We start from the raw sequence: 17,371 nt of genomic DNA on the forward strand, positions 1-17,371 counted from the left end.
CTGGCGGGTGCCCGTCTATCCAGAACAGGGGATTTCCATGCCATCCATCCATCTGCTGCGGGCGACCGCGGCCCTTGTCGCGCTGACCAGCGCACAGCAGGCGCTGGCCGCCGAGGCCGACCAGGATTCCAACCAGATCGTCGTCACCGCCGCCGGCCGTGAACAGGAGGTGCGCGACGCGCCCGCCTCGATCAGCGTCATCACCCGCGAGACGCTGGACGCCATGCCCTATCGCGAAGTGACCGATGCGCTGATGGAAATCCCCGGCGTCACCGTCACGCCGGGCGAAGGCAATAGCCGCGACATCTCGATCCGCGGCATGGCGCCGCAATATACGCTGATCCTGGTCGACGGTAAGCGGCTGTCGTCGCGTGAATCCCGCACCAATGGCGGCAATGTCAGCGAAGGTGGCCTGCTGCCGCCGCTCGAAGCGATCGAACGGATCGAGGTGGTGCGTGGCCCCATGTCCTCGCTCTACGGATCGGACGCGATGGGCGGCGTCGTCAACATCATCACCCGCCGGATCAGCGACCATTGGCGCGGCAGCGCACGCGTCAACGGCACGATGCAGCTGGCGGACAATTTCGGCAATTATACCGACGGCAATTTCTATCTGTCCGGCCCGGTCACTGACGGCATCGGCCTGCAATTGCAGGGATCGATGAACCGGCGCGAGGGCGACACGGAAATCGGCGGCACGCCCGAGCGGCATGATGACAGCCTGGCCGGCAAGCTGGGCTTCAACCTCAGCGCCAACCACCAGATCCTGCTGGAGGGCGGCTATTATCGGCAGAAGGTGATCGAGGTTGCCGGCGAGACGACCGAGACGTCGGCGACCGCGCCGCTCGGCACCGAAACCACCCAGACCCAGAAGCGCAAGGTCGCATCGATCAGCCATAGCGGCCAGTGGGGCTTCGCCAGTTCCGAATCCTATCTGCAATATGAGGATGCCGAACATGTCGAGGCGCAGAAGCGGATCAAGAACACCGTCGGCCAGAGCCTGTGGGTGATCCCGCTGCCGTCCAACACACTGACTGTGGGCGGCTTCTATCGCTATGAGGATCTGTCGGACCTGACCGGCAACCTCTTGTCGGGATCGACCACCACCGGCACCACCCGCACCAGCTGGGCGCTGTTCGCCGAAAATGAGCTGAAGCTGCTCGACGGGCTGGCGCTGACCGGCGGCATCCGCATGGACCATGACGAACAATATGGTGTCCACTGGACCCCGCGCGTCTATGCGGTGTGGAACATCACCCCGTCCCTGACGCTGAAGGGCGGCTATTCGCAGGGCTTCCGCGCGCCGAGCCTGCGCCAGACGATTCCCGACTGGGGCCAGACCAGCCGTGGCGGCACCATCTATGGCAATCCCGACCTGGAAGCCGAAACCTCCCGCACGATCGAGGCTGCCCTGCTCTTCTCGCGGAATGGCTTCAACGCCAGCGTCACTGCCTATGACACCCGCTTCAACGACAAGATCACCCGTGTGACCTGCGAAGTGGCGGGGGCCTGGTGCGTCGATGAACCGCTCAGCTCGATCGGCCGTCCGCCCACGACCTATGTCAATGTCGACAAAGCGCGGGTGCGCGGCGTCGAAGTCTCGGTCGACGTGCCGCTGACCCACACGCTGCGGCTCAACGCCACCGGCACGCTGACGGATTCGGAACAGCTGAGCGGCGCCAATATCGGCGCGGCACTTAACGACACGCCCAAGCAGCAGGCCAGCGCCTCGCTCAACTGGCGCCCGGACAAGCGCTTCTCCGCCTTCGTGCGCGCCGTCTATCGCGGCGAGGAAGCCGTGACCGAGGCGCAGATCAGCGGCAATAATATCGTGTCGCCCGACTATACGGTGGTGGACATGGGCGCATCCTACAAGATCACGCCCGCCTTCACCGTCCATGCCGGGGTGCAGAACCTGCTCGACAAGCGGCTCAACTATGACATGGCGGGCTATCTGATCGATCCGGCCCGTGTCTGGATGGGCGTGGGCGTGCGCTTCTGATCCGACGTGCGATCGCCGGCCCGGCGAAGGCAGGGCCGGCGATCAGACCGCGACGCTGAAGCGCGTTTCGGCCGGGCGCAGATAGGTGTCGAAACAGGCGGCGATCGACCGGGCATAGGGCGCCGCGCCGGGTTGCAGCAGCAACTCGTCCCCCTCCCGCCGGAGCAGGCCGATCCGCTCAAACCGGTCGAGCAGCCCCGGTTCGGCAAGGTCGCCACAGGCCGCCCGGCCATCGCACAGCAGCCGTTCGATCAACGCGCCCCGCCGCTGATCGTCGGCACTGCGCCGCACCCCACGGGCCGCGGGCAGCCGATGGTCCGACAGCGCTTCACGATAGGCGCCGGCATTCTTCTCATTCTGGACGATCAGGTCGGGAAACTGGCTGATCGCGCTCGCGCCCATGCCGATCAGCGCATCGCTGTTATCCTCGGTAAAGCCCTGGAAATTGCGGCGCAGCCTTCCGGCAGCGGCGGCCACCGCCAGCGGATCGTCGGGCAGCGCGAAATGATCAAAGCCGATCGCCTGATATCCGGCCGCCGTCAGCATCGCATGGCCAAGCTTCGCCATCGCAAAGCGCTGTTCGACGCCCGGCAATTCGGTCGTATCGATCCGCCGCTGGCGCGGCAGCAGGCGCGGCATATGGGCATAGCCGAACAGCGCAATGCGCGAGGGGGACAGGCGAATGCTGTCCTCCAGGGTCTGCGCCAGATCCGCCTCGCTCTGTCCCGGCAAGCCATACATCAGGTCGAACCCCACCTGGATGCGCGCACGGGCCAGCGCGCCCACCGCCATCGCCACAGTCTCGGCCGGCTGCACCCGGCCGATCCGCTGCTGCACATGGGTGGCAAAGGTCTGCACCCCCAGATTGACGCGCGTCACCCCGACCTTGGCCATGGCGTCGATCCAGGCCCGGTCGATCCGGCGCGGGTCCAGTTCCACCGCCATCGCCGCCGCGCTGGCGTCGAAGCAGAGCAACAACTGATGATTGAGCCGGACCCAGTCGATCAGCGGCAGAGAATTGGGACTGCCGCCGCCAAAGGCGACATGGGTGACGCGGCCCCGTCCACCGAGCCGCGCCGAGACCAGCGCCATTTCCCGCTCCAGCGCATCGACATAGGCGGACAGGCGCCGGGGCCGCGTTGCCGCACCGGTGTTGCACCCGCAATACCAGCAAATGTCATGGCAATAGGGGATATGGACATAGAGCGACAGGCGCGCGTCCGCCGGCATTGCGTCCAGCCGCTGCGCCATGTCGGCCGCGCCCACATCCTCGCCGAACTGGGCGGCAGTGGGATAGCTGGTGTAGCGCGGCACCGGCGCGGCGAGCAGGTCGGGATGATAGCGGAACATGGCGTCCCGCCTGCCATGGCGCCCGATGCCGAACATTGCGCAGGATCAAATCGCCGATTGCGCCGCATCAAGGAAGGCCGCCCCGATCGGGAGCAGAGCGCCATCACTGACCCACGATCAGGGATGGAGAAAAGACATGCACTTGAAAAAGATGATGATTGTCGCCGCGATGGGCGCCATGGGCACGGCGCTGGCCGCTGCCCCGGCCCAGGCCAAGCAGGGCGACGTGCTGGTGCGCGTGCGCGGCATCATGGTCGCCCCCACCGAAAAGAGCGGCAGCATCCTGCCCGGCTTCCCCGGCGAGAAGGTGTCGGTGAACAACGGCATCGCGCCCGAAGTCGACGTCACCTACATGGCGACCGACCATATCGGCTTCGAACTGATCGCCGCGACCACCAAGCATAGCGCCAGTGGCCGCAGCGGCACCACCGGCGGGATCGGCAAGCTGGCCTCCACCTGGGTGCTGCCGCCGACGCTGACGATGCAATATCACCCGATCGTCGAGGGCCATGTCCGCCCCTATATCGGCGCCGGCGTCAATTATACGCTGTTCTACAACGAGGATGCGTCGGGCGGGCTGGAGGATGCGGTCGGCAAGACCAAGGTCCATATGTCCGACAGCTTCGGCTGGGCCGGCCAGGTCGGCGTCGACATCGACCTCAACGACAAGATCTTCCTCAACCTCGACGTCAAATATATCGACATCGACACCAAGGTGCGGCTGACCACGGCCGCGGCCGGCACCCAGAACGTCAAGGTATCGCTCGATCCCTTCGTGTTCGGCGTGGGCGTCGGCATGCGCTTCTGATCCTCCGGGGGGTGGACCAGAAGGAAGGGGCCGGAGCGGATCGCCGCTCCGGCCCCTTCATCATTTCACCAGCGATGCGATCAGAAACGCTTTTCCAGGATCAGCAGCGACGGCTCGTCATCGACGCTGCGGGCGACAAAGCCCTGTTCGCGCTCCAGTTCGATCGCGGCATGATTGGCGCGGCTCTCGATCGCCTGGAGCAGACCGACGCCCATTTCCTGCGCCCGGTCGGTGGCGTGGCGCAGCATGCTCCAGCCCACGCCCTTGCCGCGATGGTCGGCGCGCACCGAAATCGCGACTTCGGCGCGGGTCCGGTCGGGATCGGCGGCCAGGGTCGCGGCGGCCAGGATGGCGCCCTTCTCGTCGGTCGCCAGGAAGGTCTCGCAATTGTCGGGGTCGCCATGGATCAGATCATGAATCTGCCCGGCGCTGACGCCCGGCGCGCTGCTGAGGAAGCGGAAGCGGCGATCATCATCGGACACGGCCGAAAAGAAATGGGCCAGCGCCTTGGCATCGCCATCCTGCGCGGGGCGCACCTGGACACGAATGCCGGTGCGGGTTTCCAGAATATCCTTGTCGGTCATGAAGAAGGCATCCCTTGCTATGATCGTTGCCCCCCGAATGTGCCATCGGATCGGCGATCGAAATAGGGAAATTTGCGGATAGAGACGAGCCGACCGGGCTACTAGTCAGGATGACGATCTTGCGGCGCTGCATCGGCGCCCTCTTGTCGGGACATGTTCGATGAAGACCATCTTGCTGCACATCCGCGCGGACAACGGCATGGAAAGCCGGCTGCAGGCCGCGTTCGACCTGTCGCGCGCGACCGGCGCCCATATCAGTTGCCTGCAGATCGCGCCGCTGCCCGAACTGGTCGCCGCCGATCTTTATGGCAGCGGCTATCTGGTGCCCGAGGCGATCGATGCGGTGCGCCGCCAGGACGAGGAAATGCGGCACGCCCTGGAGGAGAGGCTGCGGCGCGAGGGCATGGCGTGGGACTGGCATTATCGCAGCGGCGACCTGGTTCAGGGCCTGCTGGAAACCGGTCGCCTGGCCGACGCGATGCTCGTTTCCCTGCCGCCGCCGGGCCGCCGGCAGGCCGATGATCCGGCGCCGATCGTCGCCGACCTAGCGGTCAACAGCCGCGCCCCGGTGCTGGCGATCCCGAGCATGGCCAAGGGCTTTCGCTGCACCGGCCGGGCCATGGTCGCCTGGGACGGATCGCATGAGGCGGCGTCGGCGCTGACCGCGAGCCGTACCCTGTTGCGGGTGGCGAGCGAGGTCCATGTCGTCACCGTGGACGAGCGGTCGAAGCGCGACTTCCCGCCGACCGACGCGGCCGAATATCTCTCGCGCCACGGCATCGCGGTCGAGATTCACGAATGGCCGCGCAAGGATCGCAGCGTGGAAGAAGCGCTGTCCCATGCCTGCCAGGAACTGTCGATCGACTGGATGGTGATGGGTGCCTTTGGCCACAGCCGGCTGCGGGAAACCATTTTTGGCGGCGTAACCCGCTATATTCTGGCCGAAACACGGGTTCCGCTCTTGCTGGCGCACTGATTTACGGTCAGTGATCGGACATGGCGTTCAACGATGGCGATCCGCAGGATAATGCGACCAGCCGGGAACAGGCTCTGCTGGGATCGATCCTGGCAACGGTGCCCGATGCGCTGATCGTGATCGACGCGACCGGGCATATCGTCTCGTTCAGCCCGGCCGCTCAGCGCATGTTCCAATATGCCGAGGCTGATGTGCTGGGCCGCAATGTCGCGATGCTGATGCCCTCGCCCGATCGCGAGCGCCACGATTCCTACCTGCAACATTATCATGACACCGGCGAAAAGCGGATCATCGGCATCGGCCGACTGACCACCGCACGCCGGCGCGATGGCTCCACCTTTCCGATCGAGCTGGCGGTCGGCGAAGTGCAGGACCATGGCGAAAAGCTGTTCACCGGCTTCGTGCGCGACCTGACCGATCGGCAGAAGGCCGAGCGCCGCCTGCAGGACCTGCAGGCTGAACTCAGCCATGCCGCCCGCGTCACGGCGATGGGCACGCTGGCTGCGGCGCTGGCACATGAACTGAACCAGCCGCTGACCGCGATCGCCAATTATATGGAGGCGGGCCGCGACCTGCTGCGCACCAATGCACCGGTCGACCGCGACTTGCTGGGCGAGGCGATGGACGAAGCCGCGCGCCAGGCGATGCGCGCAGGCCAGATCATCCGGTCGCTGCGGGAGTTCATCCGCCGGGGCGAGGCCGATCGCCAGGCCGAACCGGCGGCGACGCTGCTGGCCGAGGGGGTCGCGCTGGCCTTCATCGGCATCGACAGCCGGGGCATCGACATGGACATCGTCGTCGACCCGCGCGTCGGCCGGGTGATCGCCAATCGCGTGCAGGTGCAGCAGGTCATCATCAACCTGGTGCGCAACGCGGTCGAGGCGATGGACGGCCGCAATCGCCGCATCCTGCGCCTGTCGGCGGTGCCGGCCGAGGACGGACAGGTCGAACTCATCATCGCCGACAGTGGCCCCGGCCTCGATCCGGCGGTCGCGCGATCGCTCTTCACCCCGTTCAGCACCACCAAACCCGCCGGCATGGGCGTGGGCCTGTCGATCAGCCGCACCATCGTCGAGGGGCATGGCGGACGGATCTGGGCCGACGCCTCGCACTGGGGCGGCGTCGCCTTCCACTTCACTCTCGATTCTGCGGACCACCTGCCATGAGCCTGCCCACCGACCAGCCCATCCATGTCGTCGATGATGACGAGGCGATCCGCCGGTCGCTCTCCTTCATGCTCAAGACCAGCGGCTTTTCGGTGCGGCTCTTCTCGGGCGGCACCGAATTCCTCAAGGAAGTCGGGACGCTGGAGGGCGGCTGCGTGCTGCTGGACGTGCGCATGCCCGACATTGATGGACTGGAAGTGCAGCGCGAACTGCGCGCGCGCGGCATGATGCTGCCGGTCATCATCATGACCGGCCATGGCGATGTCGGCATGGCGGTCGCCGCGATGAAGGCCGGGGCCACCGATTTCATCGAAAAGCCGTTCGAGAAGGCGGCATTGCTCGCCGCGATCGAAGCCGCCTGCGCGCAGGCAAGCGCCGACCAGGGCCGCAACAGCCAGCGCGAGACCGCCCGCGCCCGGCTCAACATCCTGACCGATCGGGAACGCGAAGTGCTCAAGGGGCTGGTCGACGGCCTGCCTAACAAGACGATCGCCTATGACCTGGGCATCAGCCCGCGCACGGTGGAGATTCATCGCGCCAACCTGATGCAGAAGCTGCAGGTCCACAGCCTGTCGGAAACGCTGCGCATCGCCTTCCAGGCTGAGCTTGAATAGGACAGAAAGTCCCATAGGGGATTTACGGATAGTGCCCGCCCCGCCGCCGCGCCAAGCAGCGGTCATGAACATGCATTTTGATCTCGCGCAAACCCTGCCCGGCGGCATGCCCGTTCCTGCCCCCTGCTCCGACGCCAGCTTCTGCCAGCGCTGCGACGTGCGCGACCGCGCCATCTGCGCCACGCTGGAAGAGGATGAGCGCGGCGCGCTCAATCGCCTTGGCCGGCGCGTCACGATCGCGGCGGGGCAGACGGTGATGTGGGAAGGCGACGACGCCACCATCGTCGCCAATGTGATCGACGGCACGCTCAAATTGTCGGCCTCGACCGGCGACGGGCGCGAGCAGATTGTCGGCGTGGTCTATCCGTCCGACTTCATCGGCCGCCCCTTCGGCCGCAGCACGCCGCACAGCGTCACGGCACTCACCGACGCGCGCCTGTGCCTCTTCACCCGCGGCGCCTTTGACGGCTTTGCCCGCGAGCATCCCGAGCTGGAGCATCGGCTGCTGCAACGCACGCTCGACGATCTCGATCGGGCGCGAAGCTGGATGCTGCTGCTCGGCCGCAAGAATGCACGCGAGAAGATCGCGACCTTCCTGCTCGACATGTCGCGCCGTCTGGCCCGCGAAGGCCAGCCCCCGCTCGACCGGTTCGACCTGCCGCTGTCGCGCCAGCAGATCGCCGACGTGCTGGGCCTCACGATCGAGACGGTGAGCCGGCAACTGACCGACCTCAAGCGCATCGGCATCATCGCCCTGCCCGGCCGGCGCATGGTGGAAATCCGGGATCGCGCGGCGCTGCTGGACTGTAGCGAAGCGGCCTGAGCCCGCCGCGCCGGGCATGCCCGGCCTATTTGCCCCGATCATCCTGCAATCGGGATCGCCCCTCTTCATCTTGCCGGCCGCTTGTTCTATGGCCGCAGGCCTGATTGCCGAGGGAATGCCATTTTGATCCTGGACCTTGTCGCCGCCGCTTCGAGCGCCATCCGCTTCGACCAGCTGGGGCTCAGCCCCGTCGCCCTGGACCTGGGCTTCTTCACGCTCAAATGGTATAGCCTGGCCTATCTGGCCGGCATCCTGATCGGCTACTGGTATCTGTTGAAGCTCATTGCCCAGCCCGGTTCGCCGATGGCGCGGCGCCATGCCGACGACATGATCTTCTATGCGACGCTGGGCATCATCATCGGCGGCCGGCTCGCCTATGTCTTCTTCTACCAGCCCGAAATCCTCCAGCATCCGCTGGACATCTTCAAGCTGTGGAATGGCGGCATGTCCTTCCATGGCGGCGCGGCGGGCGTATCGCTCGGCATCCTCTACATGGCGCGCAAGGAGAAGCTGAGCTGGCTGCGCATCCATGACTATGTCGCCTGCGTCGTGCCCTTCGGCCTGTTCTTCGGCCGCCTCGCCAATTTCGTGAATGGCGAACTGTGGGGCAAGGAAACCGACGTGCCCTGGGCGATGATCTTCCCGACCGGCGGCCCCTTCGCCCGTCATCCAAGCCAGCTTTACGAAGCCTTTTTCGAAGGCATCATCCTGTTCTGCATCCTTGCCTTCGCCTTCTGGAAGACCAAGGCGCGCTACAAGCCGGGCATGCTCGTCGGCCTGTTCGTCTTCTTCTATGGCGTGTTCCGCTTCGGCGTCGAATATTTCCGCGAGGCCGATGCCCAGCTGATGGAATTTGCCGCTCGCACCGGCCTGCACATGGGCCAGTGGCTGTGCGTGCCGATGATCCTGGGCGGCCTCTACCTGATCGTCACCGCCAAGGGTCGGCGCGTGCGCGTGGAACCGATCGCGGGCAGCGCCAGTGTCAGCTGACGCCCTGCCCGGCGCGATGGGCCTGCCCGAGCGCCTGGCCCGCCAGATCGATGCCGGCGGGCCGATCTCCGTCGCTCATTATATGGGCGAGGCGAACCAGCATTATTATGGCACGCGCGATCCGCTGGGGCTGGAGGGGGACTTCACCACCGCCCCGGAAATCAGCCAGATGTTCGGCGAACTGATCGGCCTGTGCCTGGCCGATGTCTGGCTGCGATCGGGCCGGCGCGCCGACCCGCTCTATGTCGAACTGGGGCCAGGTCGCGGCACGCTGGCGGGCGATGCGCTGCGCGCGATGGAGGGGGCCGACGTCACCTCGCGCATCCATTTCGTCGAAACCAGCCCGACCCTGCGCGAACGGCAGCGCGCCCAGATTCCCCATGTCGTCCATCATGACAGCGTCGAAAGCCTGCCCGACCAGTCGCCGCTGCTGGTGGTCGCGAATGAATTTTTCGATGCCCTGCCCGTGCGGCAGATGATCCGCGTCGGCGACGAATGGCGCGAACGGGTGGTGATCCGTCGCGAGGAAGAGGGCCGCTTCATGGCGGTGCCGGGCTATCGCCGGATCGAATCGGGGCTGCCGCCGATCGCCGCGCAAGCGCCTGAAGGCGCGATCATCGAAGTGGCGCAGGCCGGTGCGACAGCGGGCTATGCCCTGGCCAGCCGGATCGCGCGGCAGGGCGGCGTCGCGATCATCATCGACTATGGCTATGAAGGCCCGGCCCTGGGCGACACGCTGCAGGCGGTGAAGAACCACCAGTTCACCGATCCCTTCACCGATCCGGGCGAGAGCGACCTCACCACCCATGTCGATTTCACGATGCTGGCCAATGTCGCACGCCAGGCCGGGCTGCGCGTCCATGGCGCGGTGACGCAGGGTCATTTCCTCCAGCATCTGGGCATCGACGTGCGCGCGTCCGTGCTGGCCAAGGGCAGCCCGCAGCGCGCCGCCGAACTGGAGGCGCAGCGCCATCGCCTCACCGACGACGCGGAGATGGGGACATTGTTCAAGGTGATGGCCTGGGTCCACCCCGACTGGGCCGACCCGGCAGGCTTCGAGAAATAGCGGCCCCGTGGCCGCTAGACCTCAATCTTCCTGATGATAGCGGCTGAGACGGCGGATGAAGCCAATGAGGCCGGTCTGGCGGCTGCGCTTCATCCGTTCGGCGTGCAGGATGGTGCGCACGCGCTCGAAACATTCCTCGACGTCGACATTGCACAGCACATAGTCATAGCCGTCCCAGTGGGCGATCTCGCCCGCGGCACGCGCCATGCGGCCCTCGATCACTTCGTTGCTGTCGGTCGCGCGGCCACGCAGACGCTTTTCCAGTTCCTCCATCGAGGGCGGCAGGATGAAGATGCGGACCACGTCGCCGCCGGCAATCTGGTGTAGCTGCTGCGCGCCCTGCCAGTCGATGTCGAACAGCACATCCTTGCCGCTCTTGAGCATCGCCTCGACCGGCGCGCGCGGCGTGCCATAGCGCTGGCCGAAGACATGCGCCCATTCCAGGAATTCATGGTCGTTCGCCATGCGGCGAAACTCTTCCAGGTCGACGAAATGATAATCCTTGCCATCGACTTCGCCCGGCCGGATCGTCCGCGTCGTCGCCGACACCGACATCGACAGGTCCGGTTCGCAGGCCAGCAATTTGCGTGCAATCGTCGACTTGCCGGCGCCCGAGGGCGAGGACAGGACAAAGAGAACGCCGCGGCGCTTGAAATCGGGGGTGTCGGTGGGAATGTTGTCGGCCATGGCCGCTAGTGGCGTCGTGGACGGCATTTTGCAAGAGGTTGGGGGAGAAGAGGCTTGGCGCGATCGCGTAAAGGAATGAAACAGCGGGGCTTTATCCTCGCCCTGCTGATCGCGCTGGGGGCTGCGGCGATCCTCTACCTGATGGGGCGCCCGCCGATCTGCACCTGCGGCACGATCGCGCTATGGCATGGGCCGATCGACAGCGGCAACAGCCAGCATCTGTCCGACTGGTACAGTCTCAGCCACATCATCCACGGCTTCCTCTTCTATGGCGCGACCCATTTGCTGATGCGCCGCAGGCCGCTCGGCATCCGCCTGTCGGTGGCGGTAGCGATCGAGGCAGCGTGGGAGATCCTCGAAAATTCACCGATCATCATCGACCGTTACCGCACGGCGACGATCGCGCTCGGCTATTCGGGCGATTCCATCCTCAATTCGATGAGCGACATCGGCATGATGGCCCTGGGATTCCTGTTCGCGTCGCGCGCGCCCGTCTGGCTGACGGTTATCGTCGCGATCGGCTTTGAATTGCTCGCACTAGCGGTGATCCGCGACAATCTGATACTCAATGTCCTGATGCTCGCCTGGCCGATCGACGCGATCAAGGCCTGGCAGGGCGCGCTTTAGCCCGCCTTCTTGCGGGCGGCCCGTGCCTCGTCGATCAGGATCGGCTTGGCGCTGGCGTCGGTCAGCAGCTTGGTCGCCATCTTGCGGTCCGCCTCGCGCTTGGCCTCATAGAGCTTGCCCGCCAGATAGGCGCCGGTGAGGACCATGGCGCCGACCGGATAGCGCATGATGAGGCGCTTGGCCCCGGCCCCGGCGATCAGGCCGATCACGCCCTTCTTGCCCGTGTCGGCGGCGACCCGTGCGGCCACCACCGTCGCGCCGAGCCGTGCCGCCTTGCGAAACAGGCTCGACTTGCGAACGCGCGTCGCGGTGGACGGAAGCTTTGCGGCGGTCGGGGCGGGCGTTTTCTTCATAGGGGATTAATGTATCGCACCCGCCCCGGTTCCGCCAGTTGATCTGGATCAGACCATATTTTCCGGCCGCACCAGCCGGTCGAAGGTCGGCTCATCGACCAGCCCCAGTTCGAGGCCGGCCTGCTTGAGCGTCAGCCCCTTCTTGTGCGCATGCTTGGCGATGGTCGCGGCATTGTCATAGCCGATCTCCGGCGCCAGCGCGGTCACCAGCATCAGCGAGCGCTCGACCAGCTCGGCGATCCGGCCCTCATTGGCCTGCATCCCTTCGACGCAGCGTTCGGCGAAGCTTTCCATGCCGACGCTGAGCAGATGGATCGAGCGCAGCACATTGGCGCCGATCAGCGGCATGAAGACATTGAGTTCGAAATGGCCCTGCATGCCGCCGACGGTCACCGCCTGATGATTGCCGATCACCTGCGCTGCCACCATGGTCAGCGATTCGCACTGGGTCGGGTTGACCTTGCCCGGCATGATCGAGCTACCCGGTTCGTTGGCGGGCAGGTCCAGCTCGCCCAGGCCCGAGCGCGGGCCGGAGCCCAAGAAGCGGATGTCGTTGGCGATCTTGGTCAGCGCCACCGCCAGCGTGTTGAGCGCGCCGGAGAAGAAGACCAGGCCATCCTTGGCGGCCAGCTGCTCGAACTTGTTGGGCGCGCTTTCGAACGGCGTGCCGGCAATGTCGCTGATCGCCGCCGTCATGTCGTCTGCCCAGCCATCGGGCGCGTTGAGACCGGTGCCGACCGCCGTGCCGCCGATCGCCAGCTTGCGGATATTGCCGTTCAATGCGCCTTCGATCCGCGCCTTGCTGCTGACCAGCTGTGCGGCATAGCCGGAAAATTCCTGGCCCAAGGTCAGCGGCGTCGCATCCTGCGTATGGGTGCGGCCGATCTTGACGATATGACCCCAGCCTTCTGCCTTGGCGGTCAGTGCGCCGGTCAGCTTCTCCAGCGCCGGGATCAGCTTGTCGCGGGTCGCCAGCACGGTCGCGACATGCAGCGCGGTCGGGAAGCTGTCGTTCGACGACTGGCTCATGTTCACATGGTCGTTGGGATGGACCGGGCTCTTGCCGCCGCGTGTGCCGGCCAGCTGCTCATTGGCATAGCCGGCGATCACCTCATTGACGTTCATGTTGGTCTGGGTGCCGCTGCCGGTCTGCCAGATGACGAGCGGAAACTGGTCATCGAGCGCGCCGGAGACGATCTGCTGCGCGGCATTCTCGATGCCCGCGACGATCGTCGCGTCGAGGCCATGTTTCGCATTCACCCGCGCCGCCGCCTGCTTCACGATCGCCTGCGCATGGACGATGCCGATCGGCATCCGCTCGGTCGCGCCGAAGGGAAAATTCTCGATGCTGCGCTGGGTCTGGGCGCCCCAATAGGCGTCGGCGGGCACCTCGATGGCGCCAATGCTGTCGGTTTCGGTGCGGGTAGCGGACATTCAGAACTCCCAGTTAAGAATCAATCGCAAAACTGGGTTCGATGTAGGGCCGGGGCAGGAAATTCCAAGACGAAACTTGCGAATATCGCATATCCCTATGGCCCATCCGCACGGCGCGCCACAGGCCGCCCTGCAGCGGCAGGATCTGCGCCTTTACCGGGGTTTACCGCAATTGATCGGCGCACACGGCCCGATATCCTGCCCGGCGTCCAGGAGGAAAGCCGCATGTTCGATCGTCCCGTCCTTGCCCTCCTCCTCTGCCTTGCCGCCACGACGGCTCCGGTCCACGCAGCAGAAGAAGGAAAATCATCCGACGATCCCACCAAGATCGCGACCAAGGTCGGTATCACCCGCGCCTCCGACGAATTTTCGCTGTCCGGATCGGTCGCGGTCGGTCCCAAGCTGAAATTCAATGCCCGCGTGTCGGAATCGGGCCTCTGGTCGGTCGGCGCATCCTATCTGCTCCCGGTCGCGATCCTGACCTTCTCGGCCGGCAAGAGTCATTTCGATTCGGGGGTGGAACAGACGCGCTATTCGCTCGGCGGCTTCGTGCCGCTGTCGCAAATCGGCCTGAAGACCGGGAAACTGCAGATGTTCGTGCCGTTCGGCTATACCTATACCAATGGGCATGGCCCGGTCAGCGATATCGACCAGAGCGATGGCCTGCCGATCGCGCTCAGCAGCAACAGCGGCTATGTCGGCTTGTTCCTGTTGCGGCCGCTGGGACCGAAGCTGACCGCGATGGCGGGCGGCAATGTGACCAGGGGCACCCATGATTTTTCGGGCGTGGCGCTGGGTGGTGGCCTGTCCTACCATCTTACGCGTCGCGACACGGTCGGCGCCAATATCAGCTATGTCGACAATAGTTTCGGGACGAGCCAGAAGCTGCGCTTCTCCTATCGCCACGAATTTTGAGCCTGCGGCCGATCCCGGCCGCCGGGCTCACTTCTTCTTGCCGAAATCCACCGTGACGACGTTGGAACCATCCTCGGTCGTGACCAGCGGCGCGTCATTTTCGGCCACGTCATGGGGTTCGGGCTCTTCGTCGGCCTGAACCTGGAACTGCAGCGCGAAATTGACGGCGGGATCGACGAAGGCGGTGATCGCGCTGAAGGGAATGACCACATGCGCCGCGACCTGGTTGAAGGTCAGGCTGACCTCAAAATGGCGGTCGCTGACCTTGAGATCCCAGAACTTGTTCTGGAGGACGATGGTCATCTCGTCCGGAAAACGTTCCGACAGATGCTTGGGGATATCCACCCCGGCGGCATGGGTCTTGAACGTGATGTAGAAATGATGCGCGCCCGGCAGGCCACCGGTCTGCTGCACTTCGCCCAGCACGCGGCCGACGACCGCGCGCAGGGCCTCCTGCACGATTTCGTCATAGGGAATCAGGCTGTCGGGCAGGTCTTCACTCATGGGGCATATGTCCTAACGACGCGAAAGCGGCGGTCAACCCCCGCCCGAGAGGTACATCATCAGATTGCATGGCGCGCGCGACGCGCTATAGGGCGCGCATGCGCACGGCCGAGATTCACCGCAACACTGCGGAAACGCAGATCGACGTGACCGTCAACCTCGACGGCACCGGTCTTTACACCGTCTCCACCGGGATCGGTTTCCTCGACCATATGATCGAGCAGCTGTCGCGTCACTCGCTGATCGACATGACCGTCAAGACCGTCGGCGACCTGCATGTCGACCAGCATCACACCACCGAGGATACGGCGATCGCGATCGGCGAGGCGCTGGCCAAGGCGCTGGGCGACAAGCGCGGCATCAGCCGGTACGGCAGCGTCTATTCGCCGATGGACGAAACGCTGAGCCGCGTCGCGCTCGACATTTCGGGCCGCCCCTGGCTGGTGTGCAAGCTGCCCTTCACCGTCACCAAGATCGGCGAATGGGACACGGAAATGGTGGAGCATTTCTTCCACAGCCTGGCCCAGGCCGCCGGCATCACGCTGCACATCGAACTGCTCTATGGCAGCAACAATCATCATATCGTCGAAAGCGCATTCAAGGGCCTGGCCCGCGCGCTGCGCCAGGCGGTGGAGATCGACCCGCGCAAGGCCGACGCCATCCCCTCGACCAAGGGCATGCTCTAAGCATCATTTCCATAGAAAGGCCGACCCCATGTTCATCATTTCGCTGACCTATACGGCGCCGATCGATGTGCTGGACGGCCATCTGGCCGATCATCGCGCCTGGCTGGATCAGGGCATTGCCGATGGCTGGCTGCTGCTCGCCGGCCGGCGCGAACCGCGCACCGGCGGCATCCTGCTGGCGCGCGGCGAGCGTGACGAGATCGCGGCAAAGGCCGCGACCGATCCCTTCGTCGTCAACGGCGCGGCATCGTTCGACCTGATCGAGTTCCTCCCGGCGCGCGCCGCCAGCGTCAATCTGGACACGCTGCTGCCATGACCATTGCCCTGATCGACTATGGCGCGGGCAATCTCCATTCGGTCCACAATGCCCTGCGCAAGGCGGGTGCCGACGATGTGACCATCACCGCCGATGCCGATGTCGTGGCCAAGGCCGACCGCATCGTCCTGCCCGGCGTCGGCGCCTTCCGCGCCTGCCGCGATGCCTTGGTCGCGATCCCCGGCATGGTCGACGCCATGAACGAGGCCGTGAACCAGCGCGGCATTCCCTTTCTGGGCGTATGCGTCGGCATGCAGTTGCTCGCCGATGCCGGTGAAGAGTTCGGCCGGCATGAGGGGCTGGGCTGGATTTCCGGCACGGTGCGGCTGATCGAACCCACCGATGCCGCGATCAAGGTGCCGCATATGGGCTGGAACGATGTGGTGCTGAACGGCCAGCCGCCCCTGATCGAGGCCGGCGAGGCCTATTTCCTGCACAGCTATCATTTTGAGGCCGCCGACCCGGCCCATGTCGCCGCCGTCACCGTCCATGGCGGGCCGCTGGTTGCCGCCGTCGCGCGCGACACCATCATCGGCTGCCAGTTCCACCCGGAAAAGAGCCAGCGCTACGGCCTGTCCTTCCTGTCCCGTTTTCTCGACTGGCGGCCTTGAGGCCCCGTTCGCGCAAAGGTTGATCCCATGTCCCTGATCGTCTTCCCCGCCATCGACCTCAAAGGCGGCCAGGTCGTCCGCCTGGCCGAGGGCGACATGGACCGCGCCACCGTCTATGGCGATGATCCCGCTGCGCAGGCGCTGATCTTTGCCGCAGCGGGTGCCCAGCATATCCATGTCGTCGATCTCGACGGCAGCTTTGCCGGCCATGCGGTCAATGCCGAGGCGGTCGAACGCATCGTCGAGGCCTTTCCCGGCCATGTTCAGCTCGGCGGCGGCATCCGCAACCGGGAATCGGTCGAACGCTGGTTCGACCTGGGCGTATCGCGCATCGTGATCGGCACCGCTGCGCTGAAAGACCCCGCCTTCGTCAAGGCGGCGGCGCGCGACTTCCCCGGCGGCATCGTCGTCGCGGTCGATGCGCGCGACGGCTTCGTCGCCACCGACGGCTGGGCGGAAAAGAGCGACATGCCGGTGATCGACCTCGCCCGCCGGTTCGAGGATGCGGGCGTCGCCAGCCTGCTCTTCACCGATGTCGGCCGCGACGGCCTGCTCAAGGGCGTGAATATCGATGCGACCGTCGATCTCGCGCGCGCCACCGACATGCCGGTGATCGCCAGCGGCGGCGTGGCGGGGATCGCGGATATCCGCGTCCTCAGCCTCCATGCCGATGACGGGATCGAAGGCGTCATCACCGGCCGCGCCATCTATGACGGCCGCCTCGACCTCAAGACCGCGCTTGCGGTCGCGCAGGCGGCGGCTTGAACATATTACCGTTCGGGCTGAGCGAAGTCGAAGCCCAGGCCTGAGCGGAGCGAAGGCCCTCACTATGTTCGGGCGAGCCCTTCGACTTCGCTCA

Annotated in this window: 20 protein-coding genes; 14 read left to right on the plus strand and 6 right to left on the minus strand. The window is 65.4% G+C overall.

What is annotated here, in order from left to right:
- The first annotated feature begins 37 nt into the window (after nucleotides 1–37).
- The gene (locus E5554_RS22535; protein ID WP_136188166.1) at nucleotides 38–2,002 is read left to right on the plus strand and encodes a TonB-dependent receptor; all 1,965 of its coding nucleotides are present in this window, start codon (nucleotides 38–40) and stop codon (nucleotides 2,000–2,002) included.
- Nucleotides 2,003–2,044: 42 nt separating this feature from the next.
- On the opposite strand, the gene hemN is transcribed toward E5554_RS22535, so the two are convergent.
- Nucleotides 2,045–3,352 carry an oxygen-independent coproporphyrinogen III oxidase gene (hemN, locus tag E5554_RS22540; RefSeq protein WP_210729784.1) on the minus strand — a complete coding sequence of 436 codons (1,308 nt, stop codon included), beginning with the start codon at nucleotides 3,350–3,352 and terminating at the stop codon, nucleotides 2,045–2,047.
- A gap of 136 nt (nucleotides 3,353–3,488) precedes the next feature.
- Between hemN and E5554_RS22545 the strand changes: the two genes are divergently transcribed.
- Nucleotides 3,489–4,160, plus strand: coding sequence for an OmpW family outer membrane protein (locus E5554_RS22545; protein ID WP_125997366.1), 672 nt, complete (start codon nucleotides 3,489–3,491; stop codon nucleotides 4,158–4,160).
- An 80-nt stretch (nucleotides 4,161–4,240) separates the two neighbouring features.
- On the opposite strand, the gene E5554_RS22550 is transcribed toward E5554_RS22545, so the two are convergent.
- Nucleotides 4,241–4,744 carry a GNAT family N-acetyltransferase gene (locus E5554_RS22550; RefSeq protein WP_010339656.1) on the minus strand — a complete coding sequence of 168 codons (504 nt, stop codon included), beginning with the start codon at nucleotides 4,742–4,744 and terminating at the stop codon, nucleotides 4,241–4,243.
- Nucleotides 4,745–4,904: 160 nt separating this feature from the next.
- Here E5554_RS22550 and E5554_RS22555 point away from each other — a divergent pair, with 160 nt between their 5' ends.
- The 6 genes from E5554_RS22555 to E5554_RS22580 all read left to right on the plus strand — a co-directional run bounded on the left by E5554_RS22555 (nucleotide 4,905) and on the right by E5554_RS22580 (nucleotide 10,379).
- Nucleotides 4,905–5,720 carry a universal stress protein gene (locus E5554_RS22555; RefSeq protein WP_136188168.1) on the plus strand — a complete coding sequence of 272 codons (816 nt, stop codon included), beginning with the start codon at nucleotides 4,905–4,907 and terminating at the stop codon, nucleotides 5,718–5,720.
- 20 nt (nucleotides 5,721–5,740) lie between these two features.
- Nucleotides 5,741–6,886, plus strand: a complete 1,146-nt coding sequence (locus E5554_RS22560; protein WP_136188169.1) for a PAS domain-containing sensor histidine kinase — start codon at nucleotides 5,741–5,743, stop codon at nucleotides 6,884–6,886.
- A complete protein-coding gene (gene fixJ / locus E5554_RS22565; protein ID WP_136188170.1) occupies nucleotides 6,883–7,500 on the plus strand; it encodes a response regulator FixJ in 618 nt (205 codons plus the stop codon). The genes E5554_RS22560 and fixJ overlap by 4 nt, the downstream gene beginning before the upstream one ends.
- Nucleotides 7,501–7,564: 64 nt before the next feature.
- A complete protein-coding gene (locus tag E5554_RS22570; RefSeq protein ID WP_136188171.1) occupies nucleotides 7,565–8,323 on the plus strand; it encodes a Crp/Fnr family transcriptional regulator in 759 nt (252 codons plus the stop codon).
- A 123-nt stretch (nucleotides 8,324–8,446) separates the two neighbouring features.
- Nucleotides 8,447–9,313, plus strand: coding sequence for a prolipoprotein diacylglyceryl transferase (lgt, locus tag E5554_RS22575; protein ID WP_004208558.1), 867 nt, complete (start codon nucleotides 8,447–8,449; stop codon nucleotides 9,311–9,313).
- A 16-nt stretch (nucleotides 9,314–9,329) separates the two neighbouring features.
- Entirely contained in the window at nucleotides 9,330–10,379 is a 1,050-nt protein-coding gene (locus E5554_RS22580; RefSeq protein ID WP_206435022.1) for an SAM-dependent methyltransferase, read from the plus strand.
- A 21-nt stretch (nucleotides 10,380–10,400) separates the two neighbouring features.
- Here the strand turns inward: E5554_RS22580 and gmk are convergent, their stop codons facing one another.
- Nucleotides 10,401–11,066 (minus strand): guanylate kinase, encoded by a 666-nt coding sequence (gmk, locus tag E5554_RS22585; RefSeq protein WP_004208560.1) that lies wholly within the window; start codon nucleotides 11,064–11,066, stop codon nucleotides 10,401–10,403.
- 75 nt (nucleotides 11,067–11,141) lie between these two features.
- On the opposite strand from gmk, the gene E5554_RS22590 reads away from it, so the two are divergent.
- Nucleotides 11,142–11,693 (plus strand): DUF2585 domain-containing protein, encoded by a 552-nt coding sequence (locus E5554_RS22590; RefSeq protein ID WP_210729785.1) that lies wholly within the window; start codon nucleotides 11,142–11,144, stop codon nucleotides 11,691–11,693.
- Here the strand turns inward: E5554_RS22590 and E5554_RS22595 are convergent.
- Nucleotides 11,690–12,046 carry a hypothetical protein gene (locus tag E5554_RS22595; RefSeq protein ID WP_004208562.1) on the minus strand — a complete coding sequence of 119 codons (357 nt, stop codon included), beginning with the start codon at nucleotides 12,044–12,046 and terminating at the stop codon, nucleotides 11,690–11,692. The two genes, E5554_RS22590 and E5554_RS22595, sit on opposite strands and share 4 nt — an antisense overlap.
- A gap of 48 nt (nucleotides 12,047–12,094) precedes the next feature.
- A complete protein-coding gene (fumC, locus tag E5554_RS22600) occupies nucleotides 12,095–13,480 on the minus strand; it encodes a class II fumarate hydratase (RefSeq protein WP_037521156.1) in 1,386 nt (461 codons plus the stop codon).
- 225 nt (nucleotides 13,481–13,705) lie between these two features.
- Between fumC and E5554_RS22605 the strand changes: the two genes are divergently transcribed.
- Nucleotides 13,706–14,395 (plus strand): hypothetical protein, encoded by a 690-nt coding sequence (locus E5554_RS22605; RefSeq protein ID WP_136188173.1) that lies wholly within the window; start codon nucleotides 13,706–13,708, stop codon nucleotides 14,393–14,395.
- A gap of 27 nt (nucleotides 14,396–14,422) precedes the next feature.
- Here E5554_RS22605 and E5554_RS22610 read toward each other — a convergent pair whose 3' ends face one another.
- Complete coding sequence (locus tag E5554_RS22610; protein ID WP_136188174.1) at nucleotides 14,423–14,899, minus strand: ClpXP protease specificity-enhancing factor SspB; 477 nt, start codon at nucleotides 14,897–14,899, stop codon at nucleotides 14,423–14,425.
- A gap of 98 nt (nucleotides 14,900–14,997) precedes the next feature.
- On the opposite strand from E5554_RS22610, the gene hisB reads away from it, so the two are divergent.
- From hisB to hisA, 4 genes are read left to right on the plus strand one after another with little or no spacing between them, the layout of a single operon-like run.
- Nucleotides 14,998–15,585 carry an imidazoleglycerol-phosphate dehydratase HisB gene (gene hisB, locus E5554_RS22615; protein ID WP_004208567.1) on the plus strand — a complete coding sequence of 196 codons (588 nt, stop codon included), beginning with the start codon at nucleotides 14,998–15,000 and terminating at the stop codon, nucleotides 15,583–15,585.
- Between the two features lie 28 nt (nucleotides 15,586–15,613).
- On the plus strand, nucleotides 15,614–15,901 hold the full coding sequence (locus E5554_RS22620; protein ID WP_004208568.1) for a YciI family protein: 288 nt from the start codon (nucleotides 15,614–15,616) through the stop codon (nucleotides 15,899–15,901).
- Nucleotides 15,898–16,512, plus strand: a complete 615-nt coding sequence (hisH, locus tag E5554_RS22625; RefSeq protein ID WP_136188175.1) for an imidazole glycerol phosphate synthase subunit HisH — start codon at nucleotides 15,898–15,900, stop codon at nucleotides 16,510–16,512. Before E5554_RS22620 ends, hisH begins: the two co-directional genes overlap by 4 nt.
- A gap of 27 nt (nucleotides 16,513–16,539) precedes the next feature.
- Complete coding sequence (gene hisA, locus E5554_RS22630) at nucleotides 16,540–17,277, plus strand: 1-(5-phosphoribosyl)-5-[(5-phosphoribosylamino)methylideneamino]imidazole-4-carboxamide isomerase (protein WP_004208570.1); 738 nt, start codon at nucleotides 16,540–16,542, stop codon at nucleotides 17,275–17,277.
- Nucleotides 17,278–17,371: the final 94 nt, after the last annotated feature.

This window comes from Sphingobium sp. PAMC28499 (assembly GCF_004795815.1).
Taxonomy (GTDB): domain Bacteria; phylum Pseudomonadota; class Alphaproteobacteria; order Sphingomonadales; family Sphingomonadaceae; genus Sphingobium; species Sphingobium yanoikuyae.

Coding starts and splice junctions, on each gene's coding strand:
- E5554_RS22535 (WP_136188166.1), top strand. CDS start 38: ATGCCATCCATCCATCTGCTGCGGGCGACCGCGGCCCTTGTCGCGCTG.
- hemN (WP_210729784.1), bottom strand. CDS start 3,352: ATGTTCCGCTATCATCCCGACCTGCTCGCCGCGCCGGTGCCGCGCTAC.
- E5554_RS22545 (WP_125997366.1), top strand. CDS start 3,489: ATGCACTTGAAAAAGATGATGATTGTCGCCGCGATGGGCGCCATGGGC.
- E5554_RS22550 (WP_010339656.1), bottom strand. CDS start 4,744: ATGACCGACAAGGATATTCTGGAAACCCGCACCGGCATTCGTGTCCAG.
- E5554_RS22555 (WP_136188168.1), top strand. CDS start 4,905: ATGAAGACCATCTTGCTGCACATCCGCGCGGACAACGGCATGGAAAGC.
- E5554_RS22560 (WP_136188169.1), top strand. CDS start 5,741: ATGGCGTTCAACGATGGCGATCCGCAGGATAATGCGACCAGCCGGGAA.
- fixJ (WP_136188170.1), top strand. CDS start 6,883: ATGAGCCTGCCCACCGACCAGCCCATCCATGTCGTCGATGATGACGAG.
- E5554_RS22570 (WP_136188171.1), top strand. CDS start 7,565: ATGAACATGCATTTTGATCTCGCGCAAACCCTGCCCGGCGGCATGCCC.
- E5554_RS22580 (WP_206435022.1), top strand. CDS start 9,330: ATGGGCCTGCCCGAGCGCCTGGCCCGCCAGATCGATGCCGGCGGGCCG.
- gmk (WP_004208560.1), bottom strand. CDS start 11,066: ATGGCCGACAACATTCCCACCGACACCCCCGATTTCAAGCGCCGCGGC.
- E5554_RS22590 (WP_210729785.1), top strand. CDS start 11,142: ATGAAACAGCGGGGCTTTATCCTCGCCCTGCTGATCGCGCTGGGGGCT.
- E5554_RS22595 (WP_004208562.1), bottom strand. CDS start 12,046: ATGAAGAAAACGCCCGCCCCGACCGCCGCAAAGCTTCCGTCCACCGCG.
- fumC (WP_037521156.1), bottom strand. CDS start 13,480: ATGTCCGCTACCCGCACCGAAACCGACAGCATTGGCGCCATCGAGGTG.
- E5554_RS22605 (WP_136188173.1), top strand. CDS start 13,706: ATGTTCGATCGTCCCGTCCTTGCCCTCCTCCTCTGCCTTGCCGCCACG.
- E5554_RS22610 (WP_136188174.1), bottom strand. CDS start 14,899: ATGAGTGAAGACCTGCCCGACAGCCTGATTCCCTATGACGAAATCGTG.
- hisB (WP_004208567.1), top strand. CDS start 14,998: ATGCGCACGGCCGAGATTCACCGCAACACTGCGGAAACGCAGATCGAC.
- E5554_RS22620 (WP_004208568.1), top strand. CDS start 15,614: ATGTTCATCATTTCGCTGACCTATACGGCGCCGATCGATGTGCTGGAC.
- hisH (WP_136188175.1), top strand. CDS start 15,898: ATGACCATTGCCCTGATCGACTATGGCGCGGGCAATCTCCATTCGGTC.
- hisA (WP_004208570.1), top strand. CDS start 16,540: ATGTCCCTGATCGTCTTCCCCGCCATCGACCTCAAAGGCGGCCAGGTC.